Raw genomic sequence first — 16961 nt, 5'->3', positions numbered from 1 at the left:
AATTTTTCTTTTAATAGATATACCTCACGATAATATTAAAGTCTATACACTTTAAATTCTCAAACAAATCTCAACCCATAAAATCAATTAAATATTTGTTTATTCTTAATAATTAATTTAATTACAATGACGTAATAAATGTACATTTTGCATTATCAAAGTGTATACTCTTTAAAAATACAAAAAACAGCGATGAAAAAGGAGCACCATCATGCCTGTAAATAACACTGAACTGACCCAAATGTTTGAGCATGTTTTAACCTTATCCAAGGTCGATGAAACACAAAGTGTGGCGATTTTAAAAAGTCATTATTCACATCAACAAACCGTTCAAGCCGCACTTGATGCAGCATGTCGGTTAAAAGCTAAAGTGTTTATTTTAGAATTACCTTCATTTAATCACCCCCAAGCCATGGGGAACGATATGACCGCTTATTGTGGTGATACTGCATTAACGGGTAATTTTGCTGCACAACAAGCACTTGAATCTGTCGACCTCATCATCGACACCATGATGTTGCTGCACTCACCAGAACAAGAACAGATTTTAAAAACAGGAACACGAATTTTACTGGCCGTGGAACCCCCAGAAATTCTCGCTCGTATGCTGCCCACACAAGAAGACAAACATCGGGTTCAAACTGCTGAAAAATACTTAAAGAAAGCGAAAAGTATGCATGTAACCTCAAAGGCAGGCACAGATTTTTATGCTCCGCTTGGGCAATACCCTGCTGTAACTGAATATGGCTTTGCTGACGAAGTTGGGCGCTGGGATCACTGGCCGAGTGGTTTCTTATTCACTTGGCCCAATGAAAATATGGCAGAAGGCATCTTGGTTTTAGATATTGGTGATATTTTATTACCCTTTAAAACCTATGCCCGTGAAAGAGTCACTTTAGAAATCGAAAAGGGGGTAATTACTCAAATTCATGGTGGATTTGAAGCAGAATATCTTCGTGATTATATGAAATATTTTAATGATCCAGAGGTGTATGGAATTTCACACATTGGTTGGGGCTTACAACCTCGAGCACAATGGACAGCGATGGGTTTGCATGATAAAAATGATGGAATGTGTATGGATGCACGTGCTTTTAATGGTAACTTTTTATTTTCAACGGGACCCAACACAGAAGTAGGTGGTAGCCGCAAGACACCATGTCATATGGATATTCCACTTCGTAACTGCACAGTGAAACTCGATGATTTAGTGGTTGTTGATCAAGGCGTTCCTATAGCGCTTAGTTAACGCTAAAAACGAGCCACTAAAACTCAACCAAAGCATAACGACCAAGTAGCATTATGGTCGTTATTTTTATGCAATCCCTTTATACTAGCCCTATTAAAGTTTTTAAAAATCTTCAATATTTTAAATCTTCGGGTCTAATTTTCCTCACATGATAAAGAAGTCAAACATGAATGATGAATATGTAATTGAAGAACAAGTGGGATATTTACTTAGACGGACTTACTTTCATCATTTAACGATTTTTCAACAAAGTTTGGATGAAACTCGCCTCACTTCGGTTCAGTTCGCTGTACTTTATGCCATTAATAAATTAAAAGAATGTTCACAAAAAGAACTGGTTGAGGAAACCGGTATCGACCAAGCAACCATTCGTGGCATTATCCAGCGATTAAAAGACAAGCTTTTTATTTCACAAGATCCTGATCAACATGACAAACGCAAGGTGCTGATTCATATTACACCATCGGGCATCCAAGAGCTTTCGCAAGCGATTCCAATTGCGGCAAGTATTAGTGATTTAACCCTAGCCGCATTAAATCCCGCCGAAAAAATTGCTTTAAAATTTTTACTTAAAAAAATTCTGGGGCATCCATTAGATTAGGATCTTTTGCCCCATTGATCATTATGATAGGTATCACACTAAAGCGTAGAATAAGAGCATCTATTCTTTAGTGCGATACTGTTTATAACCTCAACTTAGCTGTTACTAGCAAACAATCAATCCGCTTTTAACTGCTTTAAAATCGTTTTAAGGATTTGAATACGTGCTGTGTACTTATCATTGGTCGCAACCACATGCCACGGCGCATACTCGGTATCAGTTCGTTCAAACATATCCGCAGCAGCATTTAAATAATCGTCCCAGTGTCCACGATTTCGCCAGTCATCAGGGGTAATTTTAAAGCGTTTATGCGGTGTTTGTTCACGTGCTTTAAAACGTGCTTCTTGTTCATCTTTGCTGATTGCCAACCAAAATTTAACCAACACGGTTTGATTATCGGTTAAATCTTTTTCAAAGCGATTAATTTCATCATAGGCACGTTGCCATTCCGCGGGCTTGGCAAAGCCTTCAATACGTTCAACCAATACTCGACCATACCAAGTACGATCAAAAATACTGATCTTTTCCTCGGGTTGAATCTTGGTCCAAAACCGCCATAAATAGGGTCGACGCAATTCATACTGTTCTGGTGCAGCAATGGTATAAATCTCGTATTCACGTGGATCAAGATTTTTCACAATCCGCTTGATTGCCCCACCTTTACCAGCTGCATCCATGCCTTCAAAGGTAATAATGACATTGCGTGAATCATTGCGTAGCGCTTCCGACACTTTTTTGGTTAATTTCTTTAATTCAGCTTTGTATTGGTCTTTATCCAGTTCTTCTGTCGCGGGTTGCAATAACGACTCAGGTACAGTTGCCTGTTTCCACTTGGTTCTCACCGCTGTTTTATGTCGAGGCAACTGCTTTAACGCTTGCAAAATATACTGAGCAAATTGTTGATCTCGTGCAACACAATCTTCGCAATCAATCACATACCAATCATCAGTAAAACGTTGACGTAATTTTTGCACAATGTCGTATTGTTTTTTATTCCGCCAATCCAAACCCATTAACTTATGCCAACGCTGTTCAGACGCATCCATTGAATCTAAACGCTTTTGTAAGCTTTTCCATGGTAGATCAAACCAGATTTTAATCACATCGACATGATTATTTTTTAGGTCTTGTTCATAAGCACGCATATTTTCAATATAGGTATCGAACAAGGTTTCATCTAAGGGTTTAGAAACATGCATCGCTGTTGACAATAAGTCACTGTACCAATTGCCAAAAAACAACTGAATTTGCCCTTCTGATGGAATGTGCCGTGCATAAGGCTGCCAAAAACTTTGTTTACTACTAAATAAACTGGCTGGATCTGCTTTAACCCGTAAGTAGCGAGGATCAACCCATTCACGTAATTGTTTAACCGCTTCCCCTTTCCCCGCAAGCTCGATACCACTGACTAAAATAACCAAGCTTTTGGCATTATTTTTATCTTTAGAATTCTTTAAGGCATATTGTGCCTCAATCAGATCAACGGATAACTCTTCTTCATCACGTAATGCAAACGCTAATTGTTCTTCAATCATCTGCTTCTCTATGGTCTGAAACTTCAACTGAGTATACCCATTCCCTAAAATAGAGTTATATTATTTTTCTGTATAAAATCTTTGATATTGGCTATTTAAAAAGCCACTGACCATATTTCTCTATTGTTTTTTAACTTTTGTCATAGTGATACGTGCCAACTGCCTTTATGCTGTTACTAAACGAAATCTAGAGTTTTTGTATGTCAAAACTTGCTGCACTTGATCAGCTTTTAGAACAATATCAACAATTGAGTTATCACACTGACCCAATTCTAGAAAAACGCCTGCATGAAGCACAAGACTGGTTAAAAATGCGTATTGAAAAGACTCATCATGCGCTATTCAATCAAAAAGAAAATCAATTGATGGCAAAATATTTTATCAACCGCTTATATGGTGGACCTGAATTTGATGATTTGGCGATACAGATTGAACGTTTATTAAAATATGCACATAAAGCAGAAAAAATTCTCCCTGAAAATGCCATTAAGACCGGTTTAAAATCTGTTGGATTGGCGGTACTTGCTATGCAACTCGATGAACAAGTCGCGGCACAATTACTCAAGGATTACCCTGTTGATCAAGTGATTGATGATGAAATGATGCGACTGACCTTGCTGAAATTAGATCAAGCAGAAGCCCGTCAACAACAGCTGGGTTTATTGGATGATTTGGGTGGTGCACTAGACAAATACATGCGTTCATTCATTATGCATACTGCATTTAAAATGTGTAAAGGCACTGCAATCAAATATAAATTTGAATTGATGTATGACTTTATTGGCGAAGGTTTTATTGCGATGAAACCGATGAAATCTGCAGCTGATTTTATCCATGCATTTACCCTAAAAGAACGTGATATTGTCGAAAAAGTGCATGCTGGAGATCCCAATCCATTTCAGGATTAATTTAATTTTTGGCTGTATCAAACCGATCTCTAAGATCGGTTTTTGTATATTATTCATAACAATTTCATGATGAGGACTGCAAAATTATGCAGAATCTGTCATTATGCAGAGCAATATAAAATTTCCCATTTTTGTGTTCAGGAGTGACTCAAATGTCGAATGAAAACCAAAAGCCTACAGCCCCTGCTGAAACGGCAACGAATACAGACAAAGTGAGTCCATTTCTAACAGAACCATTACCGCAAGGTACTCCACAAGGTCAACAACAGTCCTTGCAGCAACAACTGGTAGATACGCCAGTTTCTGGGACTGTGCCAAAATACAACCTACCCCGTGGTGCCAATACTGGTAATGTCGGTGCAACCACGCATTTCGGCTACAAAACTGTTAATAGTGAAGAAAAAGCGCAAAAAGTCGCTGAAGTCTTCCATTCTGTCGCAAGCAAATACGACATTATGAATGATTTAATGTCATTTGGTATTCACCGCCTCTGGAAACGCTTTGCGATTAATATGTCAGGTGTACGTCGTGGTCAGCACGTGCTTGATATTGCAGGCGGTACAGGTGACTTAGCCAAAGTTTTCAGCCGTGAAGTTGGTCCAACAGGTCATGTGGTTTTATCCGATATTAACGAGTCCATGTTGAATGTTGGTCGTGATCGTTTGATTGATGCTGGCTGTACCAATGTTGATTTTGTATTGGCCAATGCTGAAACCTTAGAGCCCTTTGCAGACAATAGTTTTGACTTGCTCACTATCAGCTTTGGTCTACGTAACGTGACCGATAAAGATGCTGCACTCCAAGCGATGTATCGTGTATTAAAGCCAGGTGGTCGTTTATTGATACTTGAGTTCTCAAAACCAGTATTTGAACCATTTTCAAAGCTATATGACTTCTATTCTTTCACGGCTTTACCATTTATGGGCAAAGTTGTTGCCAATGATGCAGAAAGTTATAAGTATTTGGCCGAATCTATTCGTATGCATCCAGACCAACGTACCTTAAAAGGTATGATGGAAAATGCTGGTTTCCAAAACTGTGATTACCACAATTTAACCGGTGGTATTGTGGCGGTACACCGTGGCTTTAAACTGTAATTTCCCCAAGATATAACAAGCAAGGTTGAATTATGTGGTCAATTCTGGCACTCGGTGCAGTTGAACGATTAATCAATCAGTTTATTAATTTGGATGCAATTACCCGCATCCAATTTAATCAGTTACAAGGCAAACTGTTACGTGTCGTGATGGATACGCCTCAGCTTTCTGTCGATGTTTACTTTGATCAAAATAAAATCCGTCTTGAACCGACTGTGACTGGTAAAAGCGAAACACCTTCAATTTTTGAACAACGTCCTTTTGACAAAAATGTTGCGATTGCAGAAGCGACAGCAACATTACATGTAAAGAATGTTGTTGAATTGGCTAAATTATTTGTTGCGGATGATATTGGCAATATTCCCCTACAAGGTGATTATCACCTGTTACAGGATATTCAAAATATTATCCAACAGCTTGAGCCTGATTTGGCAGCCCAGCTTAGCCCGTGGATTGGTCCTGCACTCGCGCATGAAATTGGCAAAATCCAACTGGCGCCAAAGCATCTCAAACGCTCACTGCAAAGTCATTTATTTTTTGTAGAAGACTTTTTAAAAGAAGATACGGGGGTATTGGCTCCGCGTTGGCAAATGGATGATCTGCAACAAGATACCCGTCAACTGAACCAAAATATTGACCGACTTGAAGCAAAAATTCAGCAACTTCAATCTCACTTTACTCAAAATCAAGATCAGGTAATTTAATATATGATTCCGCATATTGCCCGTTTATTCGAACTTTGGCGCATCGCCGCGCACTATAGACTCGACACACTGGTCCCTGCGGAAGAATTACCTGAAAAAGCTCGGCATGCTTTAGCTTTAATTCGCTTACACCCTGCGGCATGGTCAAGCAAAGAACGTAAAAACCCGCTCAAGCTTAAAGAAGCATTAGAAGAAATGGGGCCTTTAGCAATTAAGCTAGGGCAATTACTTTCTACGCGTCGTGATTTAATTCCACCTGAAATTTTACAACAATTGGTTTTATTACAAGATCGGGTTAAACCCTTCGAGGTCAATATTGCAAAAGCGCGTATTGAGCAATCACTGAAAGCCAATATTTCTACAATTTTTGCCCGTTTTGATGAGCAACCTTTGGCTGCTGCATCTATTGCACAAGTCCATACTGCTGCGCTCCATGATGGTCGTGAAGTGGTGGTGAAAGTCACTCGTCCAGATATTCGCAGTCAGATTCTACAGGATTTTGAGATTCTGCAATGGCTTGGAGCAAGCTTAGAAAAACGGCTTGAAGCAGCTCGTGCAGTGCATTTGTCTGAAATCATCCAGAATTATCGTCAAGTGATCTTAAATGAACTGGATCTTACACTAGAAGCAGATAATACCCGTCGTATGCGTCATTACTTCACGGGTTCAAGCATGATGTATGTGCCTGAAGTCTATATGGACAGCAAAGATGTTATGGTTGCTGAGCGGATCACTGGCGTTCCCATTTCGGATATTGAAACCTTTGAAAAGCTCGGAATGGATCGTAAAGATCTTGCTGAAAAGGGTTTAACGATTTTCTTTACGCAAGTATTTCGTGACAATTTCTTCCATGCCGACATGCATCCCGGCAACGTATTTGTTGAAACATTAAATCCAAGCCACCCTCGTTATATTGCCCTTGACTGTGCAATTATGGGTGAGCTATCTAAACAAGATCAAATGACCGTTGCACGTATGTTGCTTGCGGTCATGAACAGCGACTTCTTACAACTGATTCAAATTGTGCATCAGGCGGGCTGGATTCCACCGGGTACCGATCAAGATGCGCTATCCCGTGAAATGCGCCGCACTGTTGGACCAATGGTGTCTAAACCGATGCATGAATTGGACTTTGCGGGTATCTTGATTCAAGTCATGGACATTGCGCGTCGTTTCCATTTAGAAATTCCACCACAATTGATGTTATTACTCAAAACGTTGGTACATGTGGAAGGTTTAGGTACCGATTTATATCCTGAACTCGACATTTGGAAACTGGCAAAACCGATTCTCACCGAATGGGTAAAAGCACAAATGAATCCTCAGAAAAACTTAAAAGAGTTAGGACAGAAAATTCCTGATTTACTTTTAGGCGCACAGGATTTCCCAACCTTGATGGTTGACAGCTTAAATGGTTTAAAAAATCAATCTGCATGGCATGCTAAACAACTGCATGAGTTGCAAATGATGCGTTTAGAGGTGGAACAACAACAAAAACGTAGCTGGATTTTCGGTAGCATCATGGCTATTTTGCTTTCTATTGCAATCATTGCACCGTGGTATATTTCAATTGTCTTGATTGTCTTGACCACTGTTTTAGCAGTTTGGCGGATTGCCAAATAATGCAATTCAGCCTATTCAATGAATAGGCTTTTTTGTCTATGACTGCTAAGTCACCGAGTGACAGCTCTCGCCATTGTTCAATCTATCACGCACTCTAAAATAAAAAATATTCGTTTGAGTGAGTGAAATTATGACCCAAATTCTACAAAAACGCCCTGCAGCAATCACCTTGCGTGCAGGCTCACTCGCCAAACAACACATACAACAAGAAGGCTTATCTGCACATCAAGTCGATATGATTCCCGGCGCAGCTGGTGGCCCTAAAGGCATTGGTTTAATGGGCTTGGATCAGGCGATTTTCGGTGATTTTCTACAACGTGCCAAACAACGACGTTTTTTAATTGGCTCATCTGTTGGTGCATGGCGCTTTGCTGGAATTTTAGCGCAAGGTGAACAACTCGGTCCTGAGCGTTTGGCAGAGTTATATATCAACTTGCCCTTTCATAAAAAGATGACCATTGCAGAGATTGAGAAAATATCTCGCGAGATGCTGTACAGCATTTTAGACCAACACAGCCAAAAATTGGTCGAACATCCCGAATATCACCTTACGATTATCGCAGCCAAAGCAGAACATTTATTTCAAAGTGATCAAAAGCTTGCCCTGTATAGTTCCTTACTCGGCATTATCGGCAGTAATGCAATTTCAAGAAACCATCTGAATAAATTTATGCAACGGGTCATCTGTCAGCCTGCACAGTTCCCACAATTTAAAATTCAGGATGACGCTTTTAAAACTCATTATTTAAATTTTAATCAGCACAATGTTGCGGATTGGTTGATGGCCTCAGGTTCGATTCCTGCAGTTACACCTGCGGTAAAAAATATTGCCGATGCGCCACAAGGCGCGTATCGAGATGGTGGTTTGATCGACTATCACATCGATTTACCTTTTGAGAGTAAAGGGATTGTTTTATATCCACATTTTGCCGACAGCATCATCCCAGGCTGGTTTGACAAAATGTTTAAATCTCGCACCGCCAATCCTGCAAACCAAGCACGGACTTTACTGATCTCGCCTTCTCAAGACTATTTAAAATCTTTGCCTTTAGGACGTTTACCGGATCGTAAAGATTTTGTGATGAAAGGTCTGGATGATCAGAAGCGAAAACAATTGTGGAAGCAGTCTGTGGCAGAAAGTCAGCGACTAGGTGATGAGTTTTTAGAAATGCTGGAGAAACAAAATTTTGCTGAAGTGATGTTAGATTTATAATTATTACCCCCCATTGACCACCTCATCAAGCGGTGAATAAATATAATTTCCAACAGCTTAAATACATCACAACAGCATTCTCAATGACTTGAGATATAAGCCTGAGACATGAGCCAGTCAGTCATGGCTCAAGCTTTAAATCATGTATTTTGCATTGAATTTAACCCATGTCTGGCCTGGTCTATAGGTGTTGATTTTTGGCTAAGATCCATTAGGGTCTGTTGACATTTCATAAATGGTTTGCGTTGTAGGTTAAAATTGAGCATGAGACGTATACGTCGTAAAGCAGGAAACGAAGAGAATAGCGAGACTATTTTCGAGTTTCATAACGTAGGCTGAGATAATTTTAACCACAACCCTAGTAAATAAAGAGCTTGATTCAAATTTCTGCTTGTTAATTCCCTGCTTTTTGTTAAATTTAAATCATTCAAAGCACTTACTTTAATAATGAATCAAACTAAAACGCCAAAATTTGCCATCGTCGGTGCAGGAACAGCAGGGCTTGCTACTGCAATTTTACTCGCACAACAAAATATTCAGGTTACTATTTTTGAGAAAGTATCTGGGCTTGAACCTGTTGGTGCTGGCTTATTGCTTCAACCGTCTGGACTTGCAGTTTTTGAGCACTTAGGTGTGCTTGATGATGCGGTTAAACTCGGTGCAATGGTCACAGGCTTAGAGGGACAACTTGCCAATGGTTTTAAACTGGTAGATAGTCATTATGCCCAAGCCCATCCCGATTTTTATGGTTTAGGTATCCATCGAGCAAGCTTATGTCATGTTTTACAAAATAAATGCCATGAATTTCCTGAGCTGATTACTTGGCACATGAATGCCGATATTGAAAAACTTAAAGAATCAGCAGATGAAATCCGAGTTTTCGGTCAGGTCAATGGTGAAGCTTTTGATGAAGTCTTTGATAGCGTTATTGTTGCCAATGGTGCACGAAGCCAATTAAGACCGATCGAATGGGTTAAAATCGATCAAGCCTACCCTTGGGGCGCGAAATGGACCATTGTGCCTGAATGTTTGCAGCTCGATACTCAAATTTTGCACCAATTTTATGATCGCTCCAAGATCATGATGGGAATCTTACCTACAGGCGCAATTCCCACTCAGCCCAAGCAACGACTTTCCAGTATCTTCTGGAGTCTTCCAACCGACCAGCTTGGAAATTTTTTACCTCATCAACAAGCCCGTACAGATTGGTTAAAAGCGCTATCCAAACGCTGGAAGCCCGCTGCTGAATGGTTAGAGCAAGTGATCGCCAATCCTGAAGAAAAACAACAATGGCTTTCTGCCCATTATCGCGATGTAGTGCTGTCTAAATTTGGTCAAGGACGTATCGGTATCATTGGAGATGCTGCACATGCCATGAGCCCGCAGCTGGGGCAAGGTGCAAATATGGCGCTTTTAGATGCATGGGCTTTGGGACAAGCAGTTCAAGTTGCCCGAAACAATCAAACGATCGATTATGCAAAGCTATGGCAGTGCTATCACCAACATCGCAAAAGCTCATCTGCATTCTATCAATTTTTAAGCCGTTTACTGACGCCCCTATACCAGTCTGATCTTTGGTGGGCAGGCGGTTTACGAGATCTAAGCTTCTCATGGATGTACCGTATCCCTTATTTTCGTAAAGAAATGGCAATCACTGTGTCGGGATTAAAATCGGGTATGTTTAGTCAAATGAAGTATGAAGATATTGCTCGATCGTCTTTGGTAAGAGAAAAATAATGTGCACTCAAGTTACCCATTCTGTAATTTTAAAGTGTGAACAAGCGTTTTAATCTCGACTCAATCCATAATCAATATTTTCCTAAAATGCTGGAAATAACGTACACTATACAACCGCTGCCATGTCAACGTAGCGCTCTTTCTTTTTATAACTTGGTGAAATCCTATGAACAATCTGCAATGGCTCGATGAAGTAAAATTTAACGAACAAGGACTTATTCCTGCTATTGCACAACATCATCAAACTGGACGTATTTTGATGGTGGCATGGATGAACCGTGAAGCATTACAACTGACTGCTGAAAAAATGCAGGGCGTTTATTTTTCTCGTTCACGAAATAAATTATGGTTTAAAGGCGAAGAGTCTGGCCATTTTCAAACGGTTTACGAAATCCGTTTAGACTGTGATGCAGATGTCATCGTCTTACAAATCGAACAGCATGGTGGAATCGCCTGCCATACAGGTCGAGAGTCTTGCTTCTATCGCAAGCTCACTGCAACTGGTTGGGAAATTGTCGATGCACAATTAAAAGATCCAAATGCAATATACGGTGAAAAACCTTCATCGAATCCGCATAGCATTGCCATGAATACATCCAATGCGCAGGCTGAACAGGTCGAAGTATTGGGTTATTTAGGCAAAATGATGGCTGAACGTAAAGCAGCTGATCCAGATTCTTCTTATGTGGCAAAGCTTTACCACAAAGGTTTAAATAAAATCTTAGAGAAAATTGGTGAAGAAAGTATTGAAACCATCATTGCCGCAAAAGATTTTAAATCTGAAGCGTGTGAAGATCATAAAAATGATCTGATCTATGAAGTTGCAGATCTATGGTTCCATACCATTGTGATGCTTGGCTATTTTGAGTTGGATGTGCAATTGGTACTCAACGAGCTTGCACGCCGTCAAGGGCTTTCTGGCTTAGTTGAAAAAGCCAATCGAGATCATTAATTTGGGATTTATAAAAAAGGCAGCGAAATTTCGCTGCCTTTTTTATTCAAAAATCGAAATTAAGAAGATTTTTTCTCAACCGAAGGGGCAATCGGGTCTGCTGTTAAATAACCCACTGCTGCTGCAAAACGGTCTTTATAATTCGCACGAATCAAAGGATCTAAAGTTGCTTGAACCTTACTATGTAAAGAACCCCAATCCCCTGGATGCTGGAAGTTACTCATAATATAAGTCCAACCATTGATTGAATCGACTGCATGTAAACCTGTAGATTCAGCACCTGCTGGGCAAGAAAGAATACGATCTAATTTCTTGGTGTCTACGTTATACGCCCATAAGTAGTTATTCACATGGTTACCACTGTCTTCACCAATGAATAAGGTACGGAATGTTTCAGAGAACTTTAAGTTATCTGCACTTGCAATCGTGTTTGGATCAGAAGTATTACCAATACCTAGTGGATCAGTAGCCGCATCAATATCCTTACCGATTAACAGCATATGCGATTGATAAGGTACCCACTCACTGACGATTGGACTACCTGATTTATCACTCTTAGAACCTGCTAGATCATGTGCAACAATTCCACCTGCTGAAATTTTCTTAGCGAATGACACGTTATGCGTATCGACCCAAGCCGCATTGCCTTTGATCATTGAATCTTGAATATTGGCTAAAGCAGAATAAGCAACTTTGTCTTTGGCATTGACTGTTGTGCCTTCCATTTTTGTAAATGCCATACTACCGCCCATCAAAGCTGCATAACGATGGGTTTCTAAGAATGCCGCTGCTTTTTCCATCCCGGGCTTAACTTTCACCCAAATGGTTTTCTTTTGTAGAATGATTTTAGTATAGCTTGCATCTTGTGGATCTTTGTCCAAGCTTTCCATGATCTCTGTTGGTTGAATATTTCTAACATTCACCAAATCTTCAATTTCTTGGCTAGTTGCATGACCCAATTTAATCCATTGAATTTGTGCCGTTGAGGTTTCATTCAACTCATTCAAATACTTCGCAACATACAATGTTCCCGCAGATAAGTCTTTTTCTTTATCTGCAACAAACATAAACAAACCACCATTGGTATAGTCATCACCCATTAACGCAGTACGATTATCTGGCATAACTTGGATCAGTTCATGTGAGATACGACCTAAACAATAATGTTTTTTTGCAGTACCTGTACCATCTTTGTTCACTGTAATTTCAGGCAAATGTCCATAGTTGTACGGTTTCGCAGAGGTTTCATCACCATAGACGTTTTTACTATAGGCTTTCATTGTTGCCATATCAGTGCCTAAGCCCTGACCAAATGCATCTGGCTCGTATTCTTCACTTGAAAGGTGTGTACCCCAAGGCGATAAACTTGCACCACACGTAATCCATAAACCATGTGCTTTAGACATATCGACATTATGATATTTAACTAAAGTTAAATGACCTGTTTTTGGATCTTGATCCAGTGAAATTACCCCAATTGGTGATGGCAATTTACCATACATATCATTGCCAGCTAAATCACGAGTGGTATATTCAAATTGCACCACCGCAAATACTGGATTGCCTTTTACACCATCAACCTTGGCATCTTTCACTGTCAATAAAGAAGTACCATCTGGGCAATCTGAAAAGAATTGACGTTCTTTGCCAGCTACAGATTTATCCATAATTGGTTGGTTTTTAATATCATAATAACCACCAGCCAAGATCTTCCCACCTTTTCCATCACTGATCATATCGCCTGTTTGGAAGAAGGTCTTATAGGCAAGTTTGTAGTCAGTCTTGCTATTGTCATCCCAAGTTACAGCTAATCCAGAAGCAACTGTTGTTGTTGCCATTGCTGCTGCATTTGCCAATGTTGGTGCATCCATTGGCGTAAATGTTGCAGATTTTAATTTAGCTGGATTGATCGGCGGTTTAACTGCAGTATTTTTATCATCATCGTTACAACCTGCTAGTGTGGCTGAAGTTGCCATTGCCCCAAGTGGAAGAAATGGAATGCTGGCTAACCAAGTAAGCACTTCACGGCGTGTATGTCGGCTGGCTGAATTTGTCATAACTTTATCCGAATATGTTTTAGAATTTTCCCGTGCTCAGTTTAGAAAGCAGTTATGACAATCTAGTTTCACTTTTAAGTCATTTTAAAGACAAAAGCCCCAATACCTCATATTATGATAAAAATGATCAGGATACGCCCCGCAGATTCTTAGCATAGTCGTTTAAATAACATCTTGTTAGATTTCACCCTAGTGCTGAGCAATTTTTGCTATACTCTGTCCCATATTGAATTTTCAAGCTAATAAGATTTTATAAATACTGTGCCTTATTCTTTTACACCCACATCTGAGCAAAGCTTTGCAATCGCAGAAGCGAAAAAAGGACAATCATTTAAAGTGATTGCCTATGCTGGCACAGGTAAAACCACGACTTTGCAGTTAATCAGTGATGCGATGACGGAGCGCCGTGGGATGTATTTGGCTTTTAATAAGGCAATTGCCACAGAAGCACAGAATAAATTTCATCAAAATGTAGATTGCCGCACCTTCCACTCTTTGGCGTTTCGTAGTGTGTCGCGTGGAGTAACCGATAAATTACGCCTGCCGCGTTTAAGTCCCAGCTTTATTGCCAAAGAGTATCGTCTCGAACCGATTACGCTTAGACGTTTAATGGGCGGGCGTTATGAAAAATATGTGCTAATGCCCAGCCGTTTGGCGAGTTTAGTTGCCAATGCTGTAAGCTATTTCTGCTCGACCAGCTCACAATATCCAGCACCACGTCATATCCAAGCACCAAGTTGGCTGCATGCAGATGATATCGAGTCTTTACAAAAACATCTTTACCCTGCTGTAGAAAGACGTTGGTTAGAGTCGATTGATACCAATCATCAAGCAGGCATAGGCCATGATATTTATTTAAAACTCTGGGCATTGTCAGATCCATTTATTCCAGCAGATTATGTACTCTTTGATGAAGCACAAGATGCAGATCCATTAATGCTTGGTATTTTATTGCGCCAACGTAATACCCAAGTGATTTATGTGGGTGATGCACATCAACAAATTTATGCATGGCGTGGTGCGGTCAATGCCATGCAACAAATGCCACTCCCTGAATCTCGTTTAACCACTTCATTCCGTTTTGGTGATGCGATTGCAGATGTTGCCAATCATTTGCTCGGTGCATTGGATGAAACTGTGCCTTTATTGGGCAACCCTGAAATGAAATCGAGCGTGGTCAATAAACCACATACCAAAATGCGTGATGCGATTTTATGTCGCACCAATGCACGTGCAATGGAGTTGCTTCTTTCTGGTCTCGTGCAAGGCGATAAAGTTGGACTACAAGCCGATCATGCAAAACTCAATCGTTTTGTTGATGCAGCAAGTTTACTTAAACAAGGCAAACGTGTTGTTGATGTACCTGAACTGGCTTGGTTTAACTCTTGGCATGATGTACATGAATATTGTGAAACCAACGATGGTAGTGATATCAAACCCTTAGTCAAATTGGTTGACGATCACGGTACGGAACCGCTCAAAAAAGCACTTGCTAAAATAACTCCAATAGAGCAAGCTGATTATGTGATTTCAACTGCACATAAGGCCAAAGGGCTAGAATGGAATCGTGTGCATATCGAAGATGATTACCAATTTAAAATAAACGGTTTAGAACATAAAATCAGCGATGAAGAATTAAGACTGTTATATGTCGCCTGTACACGGGCAAAGGTCAGCTTAAATATTCATCACATCTATGATCTCGTGCAACAATTGAAAGTAAAAGCGCCATTTAAAAATAAAGCAACAGCATAAGGTTTTTGACCAATTCATCTGTCACAGCGAAAAAATCGCAAGGTGAAAATATCAACAGCTTTTTATGCTGTCAGTCAATTTTCAGGTATCCTATGAAACTAGCAGCAATTCATTTTCGCCATACATACCATTTTGCTGATTTAAAAATAGATTTTAATTATAAAAACAAACCAATCAGTTTAATTGTTGGCGAACAAGCCAGTGGAAAAACGGCAATTATTAAAAATATTTACCAAGCTTTGACTTGGTTTCCTGCACGTCTAAAAGATTTGCGCACACCTGGTGTGGTAATGCTCGACCAAGACATTATGCAAGATCGAGTGCAATCCAAAATAGATGTTAAAATCAGTTTCCCAATAGAGTTTGGTCAACTCGCAGAAAGCACTGCAACAGCAGAACAAGATCCACAAAGTTGTCATTGGCAATTATATAAAACCTTAAATAGTTCTGGTGTTGGTCTGAGTAAAGTTGACTTAGTACAACTCGAACAATTGGTAGAACGTTATAATCTAGTGCTCAAAAAAGATCCTGTTCAAGGCTTACCTTTAATTGCCTACTACCCTGCTGAACGATTTGTAAATGAAGTGAATATTCTCAATAAAAATAATCCTATTATTTTACAAGCGCACAATGCCTATGAATTAGTACCGATTCCATATACCACCTTTGCACGATTTTTCGAATGGTTTCGCGAAATCAGTGATATCGAAAATGCACAAATCGCGCAACTTTTTCAAAGTGTTTTAGCACAAAAAGAATCTTCAAATCAAAGCGATGAGGATTTTCAAAGTATTTTATTTCAAGCCCGTTCTCAGTTACATGCACCCAGCTTAAAAGCCTTAAAGCAAAGCTTAAGTATCGTCCTTCCTGAAGTCACAGATCTCTATTTAGAATATCAACCCAAATTACAATTGATGGTCACTTATAAAAATCAAAGTCTGACTTACTCACAACTGTCAAATACGGTTAAAAATTGGCTGGCCTTAGTCGGTGATTTGGTACGTCGCATGTGCATACTCAATCCTTTAAGTCTTTATCCTTGTGAAGAAGGTGAAGGCATCTTACTGATTGATCAAATTGATGTTGATTTAGATCAATTTGGCCTACAACTGATTCTCGATCGTTTAAATCAAGCCTTTCCTCGTTTACAGATCATTGCCACAGCCAGTCATGAAGAGCTGCTTGAGCAAGCCGACGAATATCAATGTTTTAAACTGGACAATAAAAAGCTTTATGAAATTCAGAGCAATAAAGTATGGCAAGAATACCAAGATATTTATGCAAACTTGCTCAAAGAAGTTCCCAAAAGCGCTGAACAGGATTTGCTTGAACCTGAACCCAATCTGCCAGTAAATGTTCAACAGCTTTTTGAGCAGTTTAAACACCTGAGTGAAGAACAAAAGACCGAATTAAAACGTTTAATGCAGTCTGGTGATGACCAAACGTCACATAAGTTCTTATTATAAAAAACCTCAGCCTAAACCCGTCAATAGCAGACAGTGAATGATCATCAATTGTGAAACACTGTCT

Annotated in this window: 13 protein-coding genes; 11 read left to right on the top strand and 2 right to left on the bottom strand. The window is 39.7% G+C overall.

Annotation, left to right across the window (positions count from 1 at the left end; all coding sequences use genetic code 11):
- Positions 1-211 precede the first annotated feature (211 nt).
- Complete coding sequence (locus CQZ96_RS15315) at positions 212-1249, top strand: 2,5-dihydroxypyridine 5,6-dioxygenase (protein WP_105713845.1); 1038 nt, start codon at positions 212-214, stop codon at positions 1247-1249.
- Between the two features lie 166 nt (positions 1250-1415).
- Positions 1416-1850: a MarR family winged helix-turn-helix transcriptional regulator gene (locus CQZ96_RS15310; RefSeq protein ID WP_004725483.1), complete on the top strand. Its 435-nt coding sequence runs from the start codon at positions 1416-1418 to the stop codon at positions 1848-1850.
- Between the two features lie 116 nt (positions 1851-1966).
- On the opposite strand, the gene CQZ96_RS15305 is transcribed toward CQZ96_RS15310, so the two are convergent.
- Positions 1967-3385 carry a hypothetical protein gene (locus tag CQZ96_RS15305; RefSeq protein WP_004725481.1) on the bottom strand — a complete coding sequence of 473 codons (1419 nt, stop codon included), beginning with the start codon at positions 3383-3385 and terminating at the stop codon, positions 1967-1969.
- 200 nt (positions 3386-3585) lie between these two features.
- Here CQZ96_RS15305 and CQZ96_RS15300 point away from each other — a divergent pair, with 200 nt between their 5' ends.
- The 7 genes from CQZ96_RS15300 to hisIE all read left to right on the top strand — a co-directional run bounded on the left by CQZ96_RS15300 (position 3586) and on the right by hisIE (position 11619).
- Positions 3586-4293 (top strand): FFLEELY motif protein, encoded by a 708-nt coding sequence (locus CQZ96_RS15300; protein ID WP_004725477.1) that lies wholly within the window; start codon positions 3586-3588, stop codon positions 4291-4293.
- A 152-nt stretch (positions 4294-4445) separates the two neighbouring features.
- Entirely contained in the window at positions 4446-5390 is a 945-nt protein-coding gene (gene ubiE, locus CQZ96_RS15295; RefSeq protein ID WP_004725476.1) for a bifunctional demethylmenaquinone methyltransferase/2-methoxy-6-polyprenyl-1,4-benzoquinol methylase UbiE, read from the top strand.
- A gap of 32 nt (positions 5391-5422) precedes the next feature.
- The gene (locus tag CQZ96_RS15290; RefSeq protein ID WP_004725474.1) at positions 5423-6094 is read left to right on the top strand and encodes a ubiquinone biosynthesis accessory factor UbiJ; all 672 of its coding nucleotides are present in this window, start codon (positions 5423-5425) and stop codon (positions 6092-6094) included.
- A 3-nt stretch (positions 6095-6097) separates the two neighbouring features.
- A complete protein-coding gene (locus tag CQZ96_RS15285; RefSeq protein ID WP_105713844.1) occupies positions 6098-7717 on the top strand; it encodes an ABC1 kinase family protein in 1620 nt (539 codons plus the stop codon).
- A gap of 130 nt (positions 7718-7847) precedes the next feature.
- A complete protein-coding gene (locus CQZ96_RS15280) occupies positions 7848-8930 on the top strand; it encodes a patatin-like phospholipase family protein (protein ID WP_034616390.1) in 1083 nt (360 codons plus the stop codon).
- 447 nt (positions 8931-9377) lie between these two features.
- Positions 9378-10667 carry an FAD-dependent oxidoreductase gene (locus CQZ96_RS15275; protein WP_105713843.1) on the top strand — a complete coding sequence of 430 codons (1290 nt, stop codon included), beginning with the start codon at positions 9378-9380 and terminating at the stop codon, positions 10665-10667.
- Positions 10668-10833: 166 nt separating this feature from the next.
- Positions 10834-11619, top strand: coding sequence for a bifunctional phosphoribosyl-AMP cyclohydrolase/phosphoribosyl-ATP diphosphatase HisIE (gene hisIE / locus CQZ96_RS15270; RefSeq protein ID WP_105713842.1), 786 nt, complete (start codon positions 10834-10836; stop codon positions 11617-11619).
- Between the two features lie 59 nt (positions 11620-11678).
- Here hisIE and CQZ96_RS15265 read toward each other — a convergent pair whose 3' ends face one another.
- A complete protein-coding gene (locus CQZ96_RS15265; RefSeq protein ID WP_105713841.1) occupies positions 11679-13676 on the bottom strand; it encodes a PhoX family protein in 1998 nt (665 codons plus the stop codon).
- Positions 13677-13937: 261 nt separating this feature from the next.
- Here CQZ96_RS15265 and CQZ96_RS15260 point away from each other — a divergent pair, with 261 nt between their 5' ends.
- A complete protein-coding gene (locus tag CQZ96_RS15260; RefSeq protein WP_004725463.1) occupies positions 13938-15431 on the top strand; it encodes a UvrD-helicase domain-containing protein in 1494 nt (497 codons plus the stop codon).
- A gap of 92 nt (positions 15432-15523) precedes the next feature.
- Positions 15524-16897, top strand: coding sequence for an ATP-binding protein (locus CQZ96_RS15255; protein ID WP_105713840.1), 1374 nt, complete (start codon positions 15524-15526; stop codon positions 16895-16897).
- Positions 16898-16961: the final 64 nt, after the last annotated feature.

Source organism: Acinetobacter sp. MYb10 (assembly GCF_002980175.2).
In the GTDB taxonomy this organism is placed as follows: Bacteria; Pseudomonadota; Gammaproteobacteria; order Pseudomonadales; family Moraxellaceae; genus Acinetobacter; species Acinetobacter guillouiae.
This window is presented reverse-complemented; position numbering and strand designations above follow the sequence as displayed.